We start from the raw sequence: 15879 nt of genomic DNA on the forward strand, positions 1-15879 counted from the left end.
GGTGGCGTTACATAGTTATGGCATCGGGCAGCACAAGCTTGGAAATGACACCGTTGTACTGAGGCGCTTGCGACGCTGTTGGGACATTACTCATGGCTCCACCATTTTCAATCCTGGTGATCCTCACGTTTCGAATACCGAAATCATTGCCGTTGCTGATGTTCTGACGGTTATTCAGGTAAAGACGCCGGGTTTGTTTTTGGGTAATGGTGAGTCGGATCGAGAGGGTGTACCACACACCATTTTTAGGTAATTCATGAACCAAAAACGCCGAGCCCGCACTGTCTTCAACGGAAAGCAGAGGGTTGCGCAGTCCTGGGTTGGAGTATTCCTTGATATGACAGGCTTCGATGCTGCAAACGTACTGACCTGGTGGAAACTCTACGTCGCGGTAAAAAATAGCCCCCGCGGCTTGGTCGACCGGGCCTGAATCGGTGAAGTTGAAAAAAGCAGTAACCCCGGCCCAGTTGCGGATCGAACCGCCTCTTGCAGCGTTCCACGGTATCCAGCCCCCATAGTTACTCTGGAACGTGTCATGCAAATCTGTCCATCCCACTGTTTCGCCAATCGTGATCTGCAATGGCTCGGACTGCACCACGGCCTTGCCGGGGTTTTCGATCTTGTAGAGCACTGTCAGCGGGCTGCTCCCGTACCGGTCGATGTAGTCGCTCTTCACGGTGAAGATAACGGGCTGTGTGGCATCGATGATGACTTGGCGGAAAATGTAGAGATGGGCAACGCCATCGGTGCCGGTGACCTGCCAGTACAACTCCACCGTTGCACCGTTGACCAACGGCCAGTAAGTGGGGATTCGCACATGTGCCAGCGTGGTGTCGGCGGGCAGTTCCTCGCCCTTTTGCTCGTCGATGGTCGGGGCCGGGGCGGGCAGGACGAGGCCGCTGATGGTGACGGTGTAGGATCTGGAATGACGGGTGTCCCTGGCCCTTTGTCGGGTATAGCCAAGGGTCATGCCGCCGCGGATACCGTTTTGAATGAACTCATTTTCCAGATCGATTCGCAGTGACCGGGTGTTGCTCCTCACGTTCAGCGGGATGACGCGCTCGACTCGGTCACCGACGGCGGTTGACAGTACAATCGTGAGCACTACTACGTCACCGGCCGTGAACTGTTCGTTCAGCAATACCGTTGCCGTCTCGCCGTTCAATGCGTGGTGTTTGAGGTTGTCAGGATTGCCTGGCTCCGCCTGATCTATCACGGGGGCTATCAGTAATTGTTCCGTCGGTTTCAGCGCGAGGAAAACGGCTGACGACCAGCCGCTGCCATTCTCCACGATGTCCCAGATTTCGTAGGCAAGTGCCACCCTGTCGGTATTGGGCAGCGTGGCCAGGAAGTCGGGCGTCAATTCAAACAGCAGATCACCTAGAGCGGTGACTACCATTCGCAGTTCGCGTGGCCCTACCGCCAGATAAACCACGTCGTCGATTGCCTGGTACTCGTATCGAGGCACGGTGACGAACATACCGTTTTCGATCACGGTTTTGTCGATGACTGTTTCCGAGGGGATCGGCAGGGCCAGTCCCTGATTGTTTGGCAGGTCGAGTCGGGTATCCGCTTCGCCCGGCCCGAAAGGTTTGTACAACAGGGGCAAGGAAGGCGAGTTTTTCTCGTTTTCGCTAGGACGTTTAACGCTGAAATACAGCGACAGCGCATCGGGCATGGGCGCCGGCGAGGCATACATCTGTTCGAGGAGGTCGGTCGGAATATAGAAAGGCACCAGTTGGTTGACGTACTGCCCGACGAAAAAGAGTTCCCCGACAGGCGTCGGGCGTGACCCGAGATACAGCCGGATTTCGTCGGTACTGTCCATGTTGAAATACGGGAAGATATAGCCCAACAAACCGCGTCGGTCGCTGTTCACCATGTTACGGTTCACGCCAACGACGTTGTTGGCTAGAGATTTGTACCCCGGAATGAACGGCGGGACGTCCGCCAGTACGCGCAAGGGGTCTGCATCGGTGGAGAACACCAGTACTTGGGTCGCGGCGTTACTGTTTTCAGAAAGGTTGGTCATGCCCAGGGCTCAACTAATGGATGGATAGCGCCGTACTCAGCTGCGGAATGGCGTGCGGATGACCTGATTGGATACCGGCCAACGGAATCTTTCTACTGTCAGAACTAACAGCTCAGCGCTCCTTTCAGACGGATGGCGTAGCTGATCCATCCGTTGTGCCCGGCACCGACCGCTCGGCAATCTTCATCAAACTGTCATGTAACTGTGGCAGCGCGCTTGAACAAACTTCATCAGACTCGCGCTCTACTGGAGTTCTGCGTTTCGGTGTTTTTCATGCGAGCCTTGTTTTTATCGGCGGCCACTTTTCTGGCCGCTTTATTGTTCAGCCTGTCGTCCCTGGCGGCTTCGCGCTGCGATGTCAATGTTCCGACCGAGCGGGTCGATCTGGATCAGGTGAGCCTGGCGTACCAGAGTATTGGCCGTGCCTCGGACCCGGCGTTGTTGCTGGTGATGGGGCTGGGCGGGCAGTTGATTCACTGGCCGGACGAGGTGGTGGTGGCGCTGTGTCAGCAAGGTTTTCGGGTGATTCGCTACGACAATCGCGATGTCGGCCTGTCCACTTGGCGCCAGACGCCGGCCGAGGCCAACCTGACCTTTGAAGTGCTGCGTTACAAGCTCGGTTTGCCGGTGGCCGCGCCTTATACGCTGACGGACATGGCCGACGATGCACTGGGGCTGATGGACGCCTTGCACGTCGAGCAATTTCACGTGCTGGGTGCCAGCATGGGCGGGATGATCGCCCAGCATCTGGCAGCCATGGCGCCGCAGCGTGTCGAGAGCTTGACGTTGTTGATGACCAGTTCGGGGGCCGAAGGCTTGCCGGCGCCGAGTGCGGCGCTGGTGCAGTTACTGTCGCGACGCGGTGCGCCGAATCGTGAAGTGGCGCTTGAGCAACAGGCTGATTTGCTGGCGGCACTGGGCAGCCCGGCGGTGAGCGATGACCGGCAGGCGCTGCTGCATCAGGCGGCGCAGTCCTATGACCGGGCGTTCAACCCCGAGGGCGTGAAGCGCCAGATCATGGCAATCCTTGCCGAACCGAGCCGCGTGGCGCTGCTCAACCAATTGCGCGTGCCGACGTTGGTGGTTCACGGCACCGCCGATCCGCTGTTGCCGGTGATGCATGGCGTGCACCTGGCGGCGCATATTCGTGGCAGCCAATTGAAGCTGATTCCGGGGCTGGCCCATCGTTTTCAGGAGGCATTCAAGGCACCGTTGCTGGCGGCGGTGTTGCCGTACTTGCAGGCCCACCGCGAAGACACCTCACATTGGGCGCAGATTGATCCGGTGGCTGAACATAATCTTCTATAACACCTCAATCCAGTGTGGGAGCAGGCTTGCTCCCACAAGGGATCTGCTGCGTGCTCTCACCTGGTGTATCGTTCGAGCTTTCCGGCGCGATCCAGGCTTGCGAGGTGTGTGAATGAGTACCCCCCTGAAAATCGATTTCGTCAGCGATGTATCCTGCCCTTGGTGCGTCGTCGGCCTGTACGGTCTGACTCAAGCCCTGGATTTACTGGGCGACGAGGTGCAGGCCGAGATCCGTTTCCAGCCGTTCGAGCTGAACCCGAAGATGGGCCCGGAAGGGCAGAACATCACCGAACACATCAGCGAAAAGTACGGCTCGACGCCTGAGCAGTCGCAGAAAAATCGCGAGATGATCCGCGCGCGCGGCGCCGAGGTCGGGTTTGCCTTTCGCACGGACGGCAACAGCCGTATCTACAACACTTTCGATGCTCACCGCTTGCTGCACTGGGCGGGGCTGGAAGGGTTGCAGTTCAACCTGAAAGAGGCGTTGTTCAAGGCGTATTTCACGGAGGGTGGCAATCCGTCGGATCACGCACAATTGGCGCAGATCGCTGAAAGCGTGGGGCTGGATCGGCAGCGGGCCGAGGCGATTCTGGCTTCGGACGAATTTGCCAAAGAGGTTCGCGAGGAAGAGCAGTTATGGTTATCGCGCGGTGTGAGTTCAGTGCCGACAGTGGTGTTCAACGGGCAGTATGCCGTCAGTGGCGGACAGCCGGTGGAGGCGTTTGTCGGCGCGATTCGGCAGATCGTGAGTGAAGCGAAGGGCGGTACGGTGAGCTGATTTGTGGCGAGGGAGCAAGCTCCCTCGCCACAAAGGATGGGGGCAGCCTCAGGGACGATGGTCAACCGTGGACGCGAACCCACACGCTGACCAGCACCGTCGCCGCCATCAACCACGCCACCGCCGCGACCGCCAGCGACGCCTCCAGGCGCAGCCGGTCGACCATCACATACAAGGTCGCCAGATACACGAAGTACGGAATGATCGACCACATGCCAAACACGATGGTGGTCTTCAGATCATCCAGCGAACGGCCCTTGCCGACGATGTAGTGAGCGATCAGCGCAAAGGTCGGAAACAGCGGCACCAGGCCTGCGATGTAATAGTTTTTGGTCTTGGCCAGCATGGCGAGGATGATCACCACCACCGCGCCCAGGGTTGCTTTGAGAATCAGGTCCATCAGTGGCTCAGCCCGTATTTCTTCACTTTGTCGAACAGCGTGGTCTTGGCCATCCCCAGTTCCTGGCTGGCCTGGGTCAGGTTGCCGCCGCTGCGCTGCAAGGCGTCGTTGAGCAGGTTGCGTTCGAAGGCTTCCACCGCTTCGGCGAAGGCCAGGCCCTGATTGCTGCCACTGGCGCCGGTTTTTTTGAACGCTGGCAAACCGAGGGCAAAACGTTCGGCGACGTTGCGCAGTTCACGCACGTTGCCGGGCCAATCGTGGCTCATCAGGGTCGACAGGGTCTGGTTGTCCAATTCCGGCGCGGTGCGGTCGAAGCGCAGGGACGACTGCTGCAGGAAGTGCTCAAACAGTTGCAGGATGTCTTCGCGGCGTTCGCGCAGCGGCGGCAGTTCCAGAGTCACCACGTTCAGGCGGTAATACAAGTCGCTGCGAAATTCGCCGGCCTTGCTCGATTCATCCAGATCGGACTTGGTCGCGGCGATTACCCGGCAATCCACCGCCACGCTCTGGTTCGACCCCAGGCGTTCGAGAGTGCGTTCCTGCAACACCCGCAGCAGTTTGATCTGCAACGGCAGCGGCATGCTTTCCACTTCGTCGAGGAACAGCGTGCCGCCATCGGCGTGCTCGATCTTGCCGATCCGCCGCTTGCCGGCACCGGTGAAGGCGTTGGCCTCGTGGCCGAAGATTTCGCTTTCGAACAGGTTCTCCGGCAGGCCACCGCAGTTCAGCGCGACGAACTGTTTGGTGTGCCGGCGGCTGAAGTCGTGCAGGCAGCGTGCAACCAGTTCCTTGCCGGTGCCGGTCTCGCCTTCGATCAACACGTTGGCCGACGTATCGGCGACGTTGGCGATCAATTCCCGCAGGTTCTGCATGGCGGGCGAGCGACCGATGATCCGGCCTTCGAGGGAATCGCGTTCCGCCAGTTGCCGGCGCAACGAAGAGACTTCCCGGGCCAGGCTACGTTGCTCCAGCGCGCGGCGGGCGACGTCCACCAGGCGTTCGGGGGAGAAGGGTTTCTCCATGAAGTCATAGGCGCCTTTCTGCATCGCGCCGACGGCCATCGAGATGTCGCCGTGGCCGGTAATCAGCACCACCGGCAGGCTGCGATCGCGGGCCTTGAGCCGGGTCAGCAGTTCCAGGCCATCGATGCCCGGCAGGCGGATGTCGCTGATGACGATGCCGGCGAAGTTATCGCCGACCCGTTCCAGCGCTTCTTCGGCACTGCCGACGCCGATGCAGGGAATGTCTTCCAGGGTCAGCGCCTGTTGGCAGCCGAGCAGCACATGGGGGTCGTCTTCGACGATCAGCACACTAAGGTCGTTGTTCATATTGGCTCGGCGGGTGTGGGGCTTACCAACGGTAAACTGAGGACGAAGGTGGTACCACCGCTGGCCGGGTGTTCGACACCCAGATGCCCGCCCGTGGCGGCGGCCAGGCTCGCCGACAGGGTCAGGCCGAGGCCCAGGCCCTGTTCACCGGGCTTGGTGGTGAAGAACGGTTCGAACAGATGCTTGCGCGCTTCGGCATCGATGCCATGGCCGTTGTCGCGCACCCGCAGACGATACTTGCCGTCGAATTCCTCGCCTTCAAGCCACAGCGCTGGTTGGGGCTGCGATTGCATGGCGTCGAGCGCATTGCCGATCAGGTTCACCAGAATCTGCTCCAGACGGGTCTGGTCGATCTGCACCTGCACGTCGGCGAAATCGCGTTGCAATTGCAGATGCGCGCTTTCCATTCGACTGCCCAGCAGTTGCAGGGCGGCGTCCACGGCTTTGCCGAGGCTGGCCTGGCCCTTGTCGTCGCCGCGCCGGGCGAAGGAACGCAGGCTGGCGGTGATCCGGCCCATGCGGTCGATCAGCTCATTGATGGTCTTGAGATTGGTGCTGGCGACATCCAGCTGACCGCGCTCCAGAAAGCGCACGGTGTTGCCGGACAAGGTCCGCAATGCCGCCAGCGGCTGGTTCAATTCGTGAGCGATGCTGGTGGACATCTGGCCGATGGCGGCCAGTTTTCCGGCCTGGACCAGTTCATCCTGGGCGCGGCGCAAGGTTTCTTCTGCCTGCCTGCGTTCACGAATCTGACCCTTGAGCCGTTCGTTGCTGGCGCGCAGGTCGGTGGTGCGTTCGGTAATCCGACGCTCCAGTTGATTGTTGGCTTCCTGCAGGGCTTCCCGCGCAGCGAGGCGGGTGGCGATCACCTTGCGCCGCTCGTTCCAGGCGATCAGCAGAAACGCCACCAGGGCAAACGCCACCGCCACCAGAATTCCCTGATTGATCGCTTCACGCCGCAGGTCTTGCAGGGGCGTGAGCAGGGTGAAGTTCCATGGCGTATCGCTCAGCGGCCGGGTTTGCGACAGGTAGCTGATGTTCTCTTCATCGGACACCAGTTCGCTGTTGGCGGGAAAGGTCAGTTTTTCCTCACCTTCGGCCAGTCGCTCACGCGCCAGCGGTTGCAGTTCGTTCAGCGGGTACCAGTAGTACTGGAGGCTGCGGGCCAGGCGTTCCTTGGTGTCGTCGCTCAACGGCAGCACCGACTTGAGCCGACGCGCCGGATCGCTGGAGAGAATGATGATGCCGTTCTCGTCGCTGACGAAGGCTTCCAGGCGCGCCCGTTGCCAGCGTTCTTCCATGGCTTCGAGGCGCACCTTGACCACCGCGACGCCGATGATCTTGCCGTGCTCTTCCAGGCCGTGAGCCAGGTAATAGCCGGGTTCGCCGCTGGTGCTGCCGATGCCGTAGAAACGCCCCGGCTGACCGCGTACGGCGTTCTGGAAATAGGCGCGGAAGGACAGGTCTTCACCGAGATAACTGTCGACATCGCGCCAGTTGCTGGTGGCCAGTACACGACCGGTGGTGTCCATCACATAAATGGCCCGACTGCGGCTGCGCCGGTTCAGACCTTCAAGGTATTCGTTGACCGTCTGCCGGTGTTCCGGCGACGGGTCGGCCAACAGCTTGGAAACACTCGATTCGAGTTCCAGCAGGCTGGGCAGGTAGGTGTACTTGCTGATCTCGCTTTCGACAGCGCGGGCGTGCAGTTCCAGCTGACGCTGGCCGTTCTCGCTGAGGCTGCGAATGCCGTAGTGTTCACTGACCCAGAAGCCGATGTAACCCAATCCGATCATCAGAGCGATGATCAGCGGCGGCAGGAACAGATGGCGAATCAAACGGGGTTTCACGGCGAGTGATGGCGGCGCTGCGCGATAGAGAGTGGAGTCGCATTTCATCACAGATGCCTTGGGTCAACCACAACACAAATATCCATATATCCGTTGACCCCCTGTGGGGGCGGGCTTGCTCGCGAAAGCGGTGTGTCAGCCAACATGGATGCTGAATGTGATGGCCTCTTCGCGAGCAAGCCCGCTCCCACATTGGGGAGCGGTGTATTGCTTAGTGCTGCAGAATTTTCTCGAGGAAATGCTGCGCACGGTCGGAGCGGGCGCTGATGTCGCCGAAGAACTCTTCTTTCTTGCAGTCTTCGATGATCTTGCCGGCGTCCATGAAGATCACCCGGTCCGCGACCTTGCGGGCGAAGCCCATTTCGTGGGTCACGCACATCATGGTCATGCCTTCGTGGGCCAGTTGCACCATCACGTCGAGCACTTCGTTGACCATTTCCGGGTCCAGCGCCGAGGTCGGTTCGTCGAACAGCATGACGATCGGGTCCATCGCCAGCGCACGGGCAATCGCCACACGCTGTTGCTGGCCACCGGAAAGCTGGCCCGGGTGCTTATGCGCATGGGCAGACAGCCCGACGCGCTCAAGCAATTGCAGGCCTTTCTTGGTGGCTTCTTCCTTGCTGCGGCCCAACACCTTGATCTGCGCAATGGTCAGGTTTTCGGTGATGGTCAGGTGCGGGAACAGTTCGAAATGCTGGAACACCATGCCCACGCGCGAGCGCAGTTTCGGCAGGTTGGTCTTCGGGTCGGCGATGGACGTGCCATCGACGATCACGTCGCCTTTCTGAAACGGTTCCAGGGCATTGACGCACTTGATCAGGGTGGATTTGCCGGAACCGGATGGCCCGCACACCACGATCACTTCGCCTTTTTTGACCTCGGTGCTGCAGTCAGTCAGTACCTGGAAGTCGCCATACCACTTGTTGACATTCTTGATAGAGATCATACGGCAAACCTTTTTTGCAGACGCTTGACCAGCTGCGAGGCGGCAAAGCTGATGATGAAGTATGTGAAACCGGCGAAGATCAAAAACTCATTGGAGCGGCCGATGATGTCGCCACTGGCGCGCGAAGCATTGAGGAAGTCCACCAGACCCACCGCGTAAACCAGCGAGGTGTCCTGAAACAGGATGATGCTCTGTTGCAGCAGCAGCGGGGTCATCTTGCGGAACGCTTGCGGCAGGATGATCAAACGCATCATCTGGCCGTAAGTCATGCCCATGGCCTGGGCAGCCGCCATCTGGCCCTTGGGAATCGACTGCACGCCGGCCCGGACGATTTCGCAGAAGTACGCCGCTTCGAACATCATGAAGGCCACGATGCACGAGGCGAACGCACCGATCGGGGTGTCTTCGCCGGTGATCCAGCGCAGTACGAACGGCACCGCCAGGTAGAACCAGGTGATGACCAGCAGCAGCGGGATCGAGCGGAAGTAGTTAACGTACGCGCCGGCCAGGTTCGACAGCAGTTTGCTGTGGGACAGACGGCACAGCGCCAGGATGGTACCGAGGATGATCCCGCCGATCACGCCCAGCGCCATCAGTTGCAGGGTCATGACCATGCCGTTCCACAAGCCCGGCAGGGAAGGGATGATGCCCGAGAAGTCGAATTCCATCATTTACCCCCTACGGAGATCAGGCCCGGTACGGCGACTTTCTTCTCGACCGCGCGCATCAGCAGCATCAGGCCCATGTTCAGCGTGAAGTAGATCAGCGTTGCCAAGGTGAAGGCTTCGAACAGGTTGGCGGAGAACTCGGCGGTCTGTTTGGTTTGCGCGAGCAGCTCCATCAGGCCGATCAGCGACGCTACGGAGGAGTTCTTGAACACGTTCAGGAATTCCGAGGTAAGCGGCGGAATGATGATGCGATAAGCCTGGGGCAGCAGCACGTTCCAGTAGATCTGCGGCAGCTTGAAACCCATCGCGCGGGCAGCGGATTCCTGGCCGCGAGGCAGCGCCTGGATACCGGTGCGCACTTGTTCGCAAACCCGAGCGGTGGTGAACAGACCCAGGCACACGACGACGCTCAGGAAGGCCGAGGTGGTCGGGTTGAGATCCTGCTTGTACCACTCCTGGATGTCCGCAGGCAGCAGGTCGGGCACCAGGAAGTACCAGATGAACAGCTGAACCAGCAGCGGTACGTTACGGAAGAGTTCGACGTAGCAGGTCGCGATGCCCGATACGATGCGATTCGGTACCGTGCGCATGACGCCCAGAATCGAGCCCAGCAGCAGCGCGATGATCCAGGCTGCGACGGCAATGGCGATGGTCCAGCCCAAACCGGAGAGGTACCAGTCGAAATAAATTTCGCTGCCCACGCCGGTGGACTTGAAGAACACGCCCCAGTCCCAGTTGTAATTCATTAGGGTCTCCCCTCGGATTCGTTCGATTTACAAATGCCCGCCTGGGGAAGCTCCGTTCCCGCCCGAACCTTGAAGTTCAGGCACACACGAGCGGCTCGACAACCACCGGTTCGAGTGTTTCCAAAAAAGCCAGCAGGGAGTGACAACCCCCTGAAAGGGCGCAGGCCTTCTCAGGGGATAAGGTTAGTCAGAAATCAGGATTTCTTTTCGTCAGCCGCTTTGTCGGTCGGATTGGCGATCAGAGCCTTGAGCTCTTCGCTCATCGGGAAATTCAGGTTCAGGCCTTTTGGCGGGATTGGCGCCATGAACCATTTTTCGTAGATCTTGTTGATCTCGCCGGATTTGTAGGTCGCGATGATGGCGTCGTCGACAGCCTTCTTGAACGGTTCGTCGCCCTTGCGGACCATGCAGCCGTAGATTTCGAACGATTGTGGTGTGCCGGTCACGGCCCAGTCATCCGGCTTCTTGGCCTTGGCCATCTCACCGGCCAGCAAGGCGTCGTCCATCATGAAAGCAACGGCACGGCCGGTTTCCAGCATCTGGAAGGATTCGCCATGGTCTTTGGCGGAGATCACGTTCATGCCCATCTGCTTGTCGGCGTTCATCGACTTGAGGATGCGCTCGGACGTGGTACCGGCGGTGGTCACGACGTTCTTGCCTTTGAGGTCGGCGAAGTCTTTGTATGGGGAATCTTTCTTGGACAGCAGCTTGGTGCCGATTTCGAAGATACCGATGGAGAAGTCAACTTGCTGCTGACGCTCGACGTTGTTGGTGGTGGAGCCGCACTCGACGTCCACGGTACCGTTTTGCACCAGCGGGATACGGGTTTGCGAGGTCACCAGGTTGTATTTGACCAGGAGGTTGGGCATGTCGAGGTCTTTCTTGATGGCTTCAACGATTTTCAGCTGGATATCGTGGGAGTAGCCAACCGGTTTGCCGGAAGCGTCCGCGATGTAGGAAAACGGAATGGAAGCGTCACGATGCCCGAGGGTGATGGTGCCGGACTCTTTGATCTTCTTCAGTGTGCCGGTGAGTTCGGCGGCGAAAACTGGAGTGCTAATCAGAGCGGCAGCAATGGCTGCGCCCAGGATATGGGGAACGATGCGCATCAAATTTTCCTCGACATTGTTTTTTTTATGGAGCCAGTTCATCGGCCTTTTTTGGTGCTTCGAATGCCTGGCGGCTCCTGAAGGAGTAGCGCAATAACATTCGTCCAAGAGTGTAGAGCATGACTCGTGCCAGACTAGGCTGGCTAGGTCAAGTTGTTGATTTTTAAAGGGATTAAGTATTTATGGCGTATTTTTTTCACAATCAATAATCCGGTTATCCGAATCGACCGACAGGTCGCGTTCGGAAAGCCGAACACAATCCCATGACTTGCACGTGCCCCTGTGGGCTTGCTCGCGAAAGCGGTCTGTCAGTCGGCGCAGATGTTGAATGTCAGTCAGTCTTCGTGAACAAGCTCGCTCCCACAGTTGATTGGTGGTGTCTTCCAGAATGCAAAAAAGCCCCTGAATCGTCAGATTCAGGGGCTTCGGTTCAATCGGATTGCCGATCAGGCCGCTTCGATCTTGTTGCGGTTCTGTTCGACCTTGCTCAGGTAATCCTTGAGCTTTTCCTGTTCCGCCAGGGTGGTGAACAATCCAAGCTTGGTGCGGCGCCACAGAATGTCGTGCGCGGTGGTCGCCCATTCTTCGCTGCACAGGTAATCGACTTCGCGGGTGTAGAGGCCGCCGCCGATGTGTTCACCCAGGTCACTGAGTTTTTCGACGCCTTCGAGCATGCGCCAGGTGCGGCTGCCGTAGCTGGTGGCCCAGCGACGGGCGATTTCGGTGGTCACCCAGTCGAACTTGTCGCGGATCCGCGAGCTCAACGCCTGCGGGGTGGTCATGTCTTCGCCGCCGGGCAGGGTAGCGCTGGCGGTCCAGCTTGGCTTGATGTGCGTGAAGTACGGGGCCAGTTGCGCCAGCGCCGACTCGGCGAGTTTGCGGTAAGTCGTCAGTTTGCCGCCGAACACCGACAGCAGCGGCGCTTCTTCGGCACTGCCCGACAAGGCCAGGGTGTAGTCGCGGGTGACGGCCGACGGGTTGTCGGATTCGTCGTTGCACAGCGGACGAACGCCGGAATAGCTGTGCAGGATGTCGTCGCGGCTGAGTTGCTTCTTGAAGTGGGCGTTGACCACTTTGAGCAGGTAATCGGTTTCGCCTTCGGTGATCGCAACTTTTGCCGGGTCGCCGGTGTACTCGCGGTCGGTGGTGCCGATCAGGGTGAAGTGGTTCAGGTACGGAATGGTGAAGACGATGCGCTGATCTTCGTTTTGCAGAATGTGCGCGTGTTCGCCTTCATACAGTTTCGGCACGATCAGATGACTACCCTGGATCAGACGGATGCCATATGGCGATTCCATCTTCAGGTCGTCACGGATGAACTTGGCCACCCATGGGCCGGCAGCGTTCACCAGCGCCTTGGCGCGGATCGAAAACAGGCTGCCATCGGCACGTTCCAGGTTCAGGTGCCACAGGCCTTTGGTGCGGCGGGCACTGACGCAGCGGGTTTGCGTATGAACGTGGGCACCTTTCTCGCGGGCAGCCATGGCATTCAGTACGACGAGGCGTGCGTCATCGACCCAGCAATCGGAATATTCGAAGCCTTTGGTGATTTCGCTTTTCAGCGCGCTGTCCGGGCCGAACTTCAGGCTTTTCGAGCCTTCGAGTTTTTCCCGCTTGCCGAGGTGGTCATAAAGGAACAGGCCGGCGCGGATCATCCAGGCCGGACGCAGGTGCGGGCGGTGTGGCAGCACGAAGCGCATCTGTTTGACGATGTGTGGCGCCTTGGCCAGCAGCACTTCGCGCTCGGCCAGGGCTTCGCGCACCAGGCGGAATTCGTAATGTTCGAGGTAGCGCAGGCCGCCGTGGATCAGCTTGCTGCTGGCCGACGAGGTGTGGCTGGCCAAGTCATCCTTTTCGCAAAGGAACACCGAAAGGCCGCGGCCGGCGGCATCCGCTGCGATCCCCGCGCCATTGATTCCACCACCGATGACGGCGATATCGTAAACCTCGGCGAGAGGGGGCGTAGGCAAGGTAGAAGTGGGCATCGGCTGGCCTCGGGGCTTTTTTGGTTTCTATATTTGAATTCGAACATTTATGTTCGTTTGCGAAAATATTAGCTCATAAAGACGCCCACAGCCAGCGAGCTTCGATTGAAAATACTGATCGAAGGGCGGCTAAAGGAAAATTTTCGAACATTTAGTGATGGTGGGGAGTGCTTCTGTGGCGAGGGAGCTTGCTCCCGCTGGGCTGCGAAGCGGCCCTAAAACCGGTAACCGCGGTATGTCAGGAAGAACATGTTGTCTGATTGGCGTCTGCTGCGCAGCCGAACGGGAGCAAGCTCCCTCGCCACAGGGAGCGCGCTGTTCTAGAAGGGGGTTAAACCACTTCCAACCGAATCTTGTGTTGGCTCAACAACTGCGCCAAGGCCGGCGAAGGCTGCTGATCGGTGACCAGGCAATCGATCAGGCTGATCGGCCCCAGTCGAATCATGGCGTTGCGCCCGAATTTGCTGGAGTCGGCCGCGAGAATCACCTGCCGGGCGTTGGCGATGATCGCCTGGGATACCCGCACTTCCTGGTAATCGAAGTCCAGCAGGCTGCCATCTTCATCGATGCCGCTGATACCGACCAGGGCGAAGTCGACCTTGAACTGGTTAATGAAGTCGACGCTGGCCTGACCCACCACGCCACCGTCACGCCTTACGTTGCCGCCCGTCAGCAGGACGTCGAAGTCGTCCTTGGCACTGAGCATTGAGGCCACATGCAAGTTGTTGGTGATGATCTTCAGGTGATTGTGATTGAGCAGCGCCCGAGCGATGGACTCGGTGGTGGTGCCGATATTGATGAACAGCGAGGCGTGATCGGGAATCTGAGCGGCAATGGCTTCGCCGATACGCTGCTTTTCATCGCGCATCTGATCGGCGCGCATGGCGTAGGCGGTGTTTTCGACGCTGGAATCATAGGCCGCGCCGCCGTGGTAGCGACGCAGCAGATTGACTTCCGCCAGTTGATTGATATCACGGCGGATGGTTTGCGGTGTAACGACGAACAGCTGAGCCATTTCCTCGATGCTGACATAGCCGCGTTCGCGGACCAGTTCAAGGATTTGCTGCTGACGGGGAGGCAGATTCATGGGGCTTCCTTTGGGCTGCCGTGCAAAATTCGCCCATCATGCCGCACGAATCCACTCCCTGCCAGTTACATGCTGATACGAACCCTCAGCTTGGCTTATTCAGCGCCCTCATGCGGTTCCCAATCGCGAGTGCGGCTGACGGCTTTTTTCCAGCCAGCGTAGAGTTTTTCCTTCGCGGTTTCGTCCAGCGTCGGTTCGAACTTGCGCTCGATCACTGCCTTGCCGCGCAACTCGTCCAGGCTGCCCCAGAAGCCGCAGGCCAGACCCGCCAGATAAGCCGCGCCCAGTGCCGTGGTTTCGCGCATTTTCGGACGCTCGACCTGAGTACCGAGGATGTCGGCCTGGAACTGCATCAGGAAGTTGTTCGCGACTGCACCACCGTCTACGCGCAGGGCCTTCAGGCGTTCGCCGGAATCTTGCTGCATGGCGTCCAGAACGTCGCGGGTCTGGTAGGCGATCGACTCCAGCGCGGCACGAATGATGTGATCCACGCGTACACCACGGGTCAGGCCGAACAGCGCGCCGCGAGCATACGGGTCCCAGTAGGGAGCACCCAGGCCGGTGAAGGCCGGCACCAGATACACGCCGTTGCTGTCCTTGACCTTGTTGGCGAAGTATTCGGTGTCGTGGGCGTCGTTGATGATCTTCAGTTCGTCACGTAGCCATTGAACGGTAGAGCCGCCGTTGAACACAGCGCCTTCCAGCGCATAGGCCACCTCGCCGCGCGGGCCGCAAGCGATGGTGGTGAGCATGCCATGCTTGGATTTCACCGCTTTGTTACCGGTGTTCATCAGCAGGAAGCAACCGGTGCCGTAAGTGTTTTTCGCCTGGCCTGGCTCGACGCACATCTGGCCGAAGAGGGCAGCCTGCTGGTCGCCGGCAATGCCGCCAATGGCGATGCCGCTTTTGGTGTGGCCGTAGATTTCGGACGACGATTTAACTTCCGGCAGCATCTCCCGCGGGATGTCGAGGACTTCCAGCATCTTCGCGTCCCACTCCAGCGTGTGGATGTTGAAGAGCAGGGTGCGCGAGGCGTTGGTGTAGTCGGTGACGTGCACCTTGCCGCCGGTAAATTTCCAGATCAGCCAACTGTCGACGGTGCCGAACAGCAGTTCACCCTTGCGCGCCCGCTCACGGCTGCCTTCGACGTTGTCGAGGATCCATTTGAGCTTGGTGCCGGAGAAGTACGGGTCGGTGACCAGGCCCGTGGTGTCGCTGATGTATTGCTCGTGGCCATCGCGCTTGAGCTGCTGGCAGATTTCGGTGCTGCGCCGGCACTGCCAGACGATCGCATTGTAGATCGGGCGACCGGTGGTCTTGTCCCAGACCACGGTGGTTTCGCGCTGGTTGGTGATGCCGATGGCCGCGACCTGGTCGTGATGCAGGCCGGCTTGGGCCAGGGCCTCGACCATCACGGCGCTTTGGGTGGCGAAGATTTCCATCGGGTCATGCTCGACCCAGCCGGCTTGTGGGTAATGCTGTGCGAATTCACGCTGGGCAGTGCAAACCACGTTCGCGTCGCGGTCGAAAATGATCGCGCGGGAACTGGTCGTACCCTGATCGAGGGCAATGATGTAGTTCTTATTCTGAATGTCGGTCATGTCGATTGCCTTGGACGAAATAAGGAAAGTGAAGTCAGGCG

Annotated in this window: 13 protein-coding genes; 2 read left to right on the plus strand and 11 right to left on the minus strand. The window is 59.3% G+C overall.

The window, feature by feature from the left end:
* Nucleotides 1-7: 7 nt before the first annotated feature.
* Nucleotides 8-2032 (minus strand): hypothetical protein, encoded by a 2025-nt coding sequence (locus AACY49_RS05130; RefSeq protein ID WP_339522078.1) that lies wholly within the window; start codon nt 2030-2032, stop codon nt 8-10.
* 273 nt (nt 2033-2305) lie between these two features.
* Between AACY49_RS05130 and AACY49_RS05135 the strand changes: the two genes are divergently transcribed.
* Nucleotides 2306-3340 carry an alpha/beta fold hydrolase gene (locus tag AACY49_RS05135; protein ID WP_258700674.1) on the plus strand — a complete coding sequence of 345 codons (1035 nt, stop codon included), beginning with the start codon at nt 2306-2308 and terminating at the stop codon, nt 3338-3340.
* Between the two features lie 112 nt (nt 3341-3452).
* Complete coding sequence (locus AACY49_RS05140; protein WP_339522080.1) at nt 3453-4118, plus strand: DsbA family oxidoreductase; 666 nt, start codon at nt 3453-3455, stop codon at nt 4116-4118.
* Between the two features lie 61 nt (nt 4119-4179).
* Here AACY49_RS05140 and AACY49_RS05145 read toward each other — a convergent pair whose 3' ends face one another.
* The 10 genes from AACY49_RS05145 to glpK all read right to left on the minus strand — a co-directional run bounded on the left by AACY49_RS05145 (nt 4180) and on the right by glpK (nt 15838).
* A complete protein-coding gene (locus tag AACY49_RS05145) occupies nt 4180-4509 on the minus strand; it encodes a GlpM family protein (RefSeq protein WP_258700675.1) in 330 nt (109 codons plus the stop codon).
* Nucleotides 4510-4517: 8 nt separating this feature from the next.
* On the minus strand, nt 4518-5846 hold the full coding sequence (locus tag AACY49_RS05150; RefSeq protein WP_339522082.1) for a sigma-54-dependent transcriptional regulator: 1329 nt from the start codon (nt 5844-5846) through the stop codon (nt 4518-4520).
* Nucleotides 5843-7744 carry a sensor histidine kinase gene (locus AACY49_RS05155; RefSeq protein ID WP_339522084.1) on the minus strand — a complete coding sequence of 634 codons (1902 nt, stop codon included), beginning with the start codon at nt 7742-7744 and terminating at the stop codon, nt 5843-5845. The genes AACY49_RS05150 and AACY49_RS05155 overlap by 4 nt, the downstream gene beginning before the upstream one ends.
* Nucleotides 7745-7907: 163 nt before the next feature.
* On the minus strand, nt 7908-8642 hold the full coding sequence (locus AACY49_RS05160; protein WP_320393452.1) for an amino acid ABC transporter ATP-binding protein: 735 nt from the start codon (nt 8640-8642) through the stop codon (nt 7908-7910).
* Nucleotides 8639-9310 carry an amino acid ABC transporter permease gene (locus AACY49_RS05165; protein WP_258622810.1) on the minus strand — a complete coding sequence of 224 codons (672 nt, stop codon included), beginning with the start codon at nt 9308-9310 and terminating at the stop codon, nt 8639-8641. The genes AACY49_RS05160 and AACY49_RS05165 overlap by 4 nt, the downstream gene beginning before the upstream one ends.
* The gene (locus tag AACY49_RS05170; RefSeq protein ID WP_007898526.1) at nt 9310-10056 is read right to left on the minus strand and encodes an amino acid ABC transporter permease; all 747 of its coding nucleotides are present in this window, start codon (nt 10054-10056) and stop codon (nt 9310-9312) included. Before AACY49_RS05170 ends, AACY49_RS05165 begins: the two co-directional genes overlap by 1 nt.
* Before the next feature lie 194 nt (nt 10057-10250).
* Nucleotides 10251-11165, minus strand: a complete 915-nt coding sequence (locus tag AACY49_RS05175) for a glutamate/aspartate ABC transporter substrate-binding protein (RefSeq protein WP_339522093.1) — start codon at nt 11163-11165, stop codon at nt 10251-10253.
* Between the two features lie 446 nt (nt 11166-11611).
* The gene (gene glpD, locus AACY49_RS05180) at nt 11612-13150 is read right to left on the minus strand and encodes a glycerol-3-phosphate dehydrogenase (RefSeq protein ID WP_339522095.1); all 1539 of its coding nucleotides are present in this window, start codon (nt 13148-13150) and stop codon (nt 11612-11614) included.
* Between the two features lie 331 nt (nt 13151-13481).
* Nucleotides 13482-14237, minus strand: coding sequence for a DeoR/GlpR family transcriptional regulator (locus tag AACY49_RS05185; protein WP_007898523.1), 756 nt, complete (start codon nt 14235-14237; stop codon nt 13482-13484).
* A 95-nt stretch (nt 14238-14332) separates the two neighbouring features.
* Entirely contained in the window at nt 14333-15838 is a 1506-nt protein-coding gene (gene glpK, locus AACY49_RS05190; RefSeq protein ID WP_339522097.1) for a glycerol kinase GlpK, read from the minus strand.
* Between the last annotated feature and the right edge of the window lie 41 nt (nt 15839-15879).

This window comes from Pseudomonas sp. EL_65y_Pfl2_R96 (assembly GCF_963970905.1).
Taxonomy (GTDB): domain Bacteria; phylum Pseudomonadota; class Gammaproteobacteria; order Pseudomonadales; family Pseudomonadaceae; genus Aquipseudomonas.

Bases quoted from the DNA above. Each gene is read 5' to 3' on its own strand.
- AACY49_RS05130 (WP_339522078.1), bottom strand. From the start codon at position 2,032: ATGACCAACCTTTCTGAAAACAGTAACGCCGCGACCCAAGTACTGGTG.
- AACY49_RS05135 (WP_258700674.1), top strand. From the start codon at position 2,306: ATGCGAGCCTTGTTTTTATCGGCGGCCACTTTTCTGGCCGCTTTATTG.
- AACY49_RS05140 (WP_339522080.1), top strand. From the start codon at position 3,453: ATGAGTACCCCCCTGAAAATCGATTTCGTCAGCGATGTATCCTGCCCT.
- AACY49_RS05150 (WP_339522082.1), bottom strand. From the start codon at position 5,846: ATGAACAACGACCTTAGTGTGCTGATCGTCGAAGACGACCCCCATGTG.
- AACY49_RS05155 (WP_339522084.1), bottom strand. From the start codon at position 7,744: ATGAAATGCGACTCCACTCTCTATCGCGCAGCGCCGCCATCACTCGCC.
- AACY49_RS05160 (WP_320393452.1), bottom strand. From the start codon at position 8,642: ATGATCTCTATCAAGAATGTCAACAAGTGGTATGGCGACTTCCAGGTA.
- AACY49_RS05165 (WP_258622810.1), bottom strand. From the start codon at position 9,310: ATGGAATTCGACTTCTCGGGCATCATCCCTTCCCTGCCGGGCTTGTGG.
- AACY49_RS05170 (WP_007898526.1), bottom strand. From the start codon at position 10,056: ATGAATTACAACTGGGACTGGGGCGTGTTCTTCAAGTCCACCGGCGTG.
- AACY49_RS05175 (WP_339522093.1), bottom strand. From the start codon at position 11,165: ATGCGCATCGTTCCCCATATCCTGGGCGCAGCCATTGCTGCCGCTCTG.
- glpD (WP_339522095.1), bottom strand. From the start codon at position 13,150: ATGCCCACTTCTACCTTGCCTACGCCCCCTCTCGCCGAGGTTTACGAT.
- AACY49_RS05185 (WP_007898523.1), bottom strand. From the start codon at position 14,237: ATGAATCTGCCTCCCCGTCAGCAGCAAATCCTTGAACTGGTCCGCGAA.
- glpK (WP_339522097.1), bottom strand. From the start codon at position 15,838: ATGACCGACATTCAGAATAAGAACTACATCATTGCCCTCGATCAGGGT.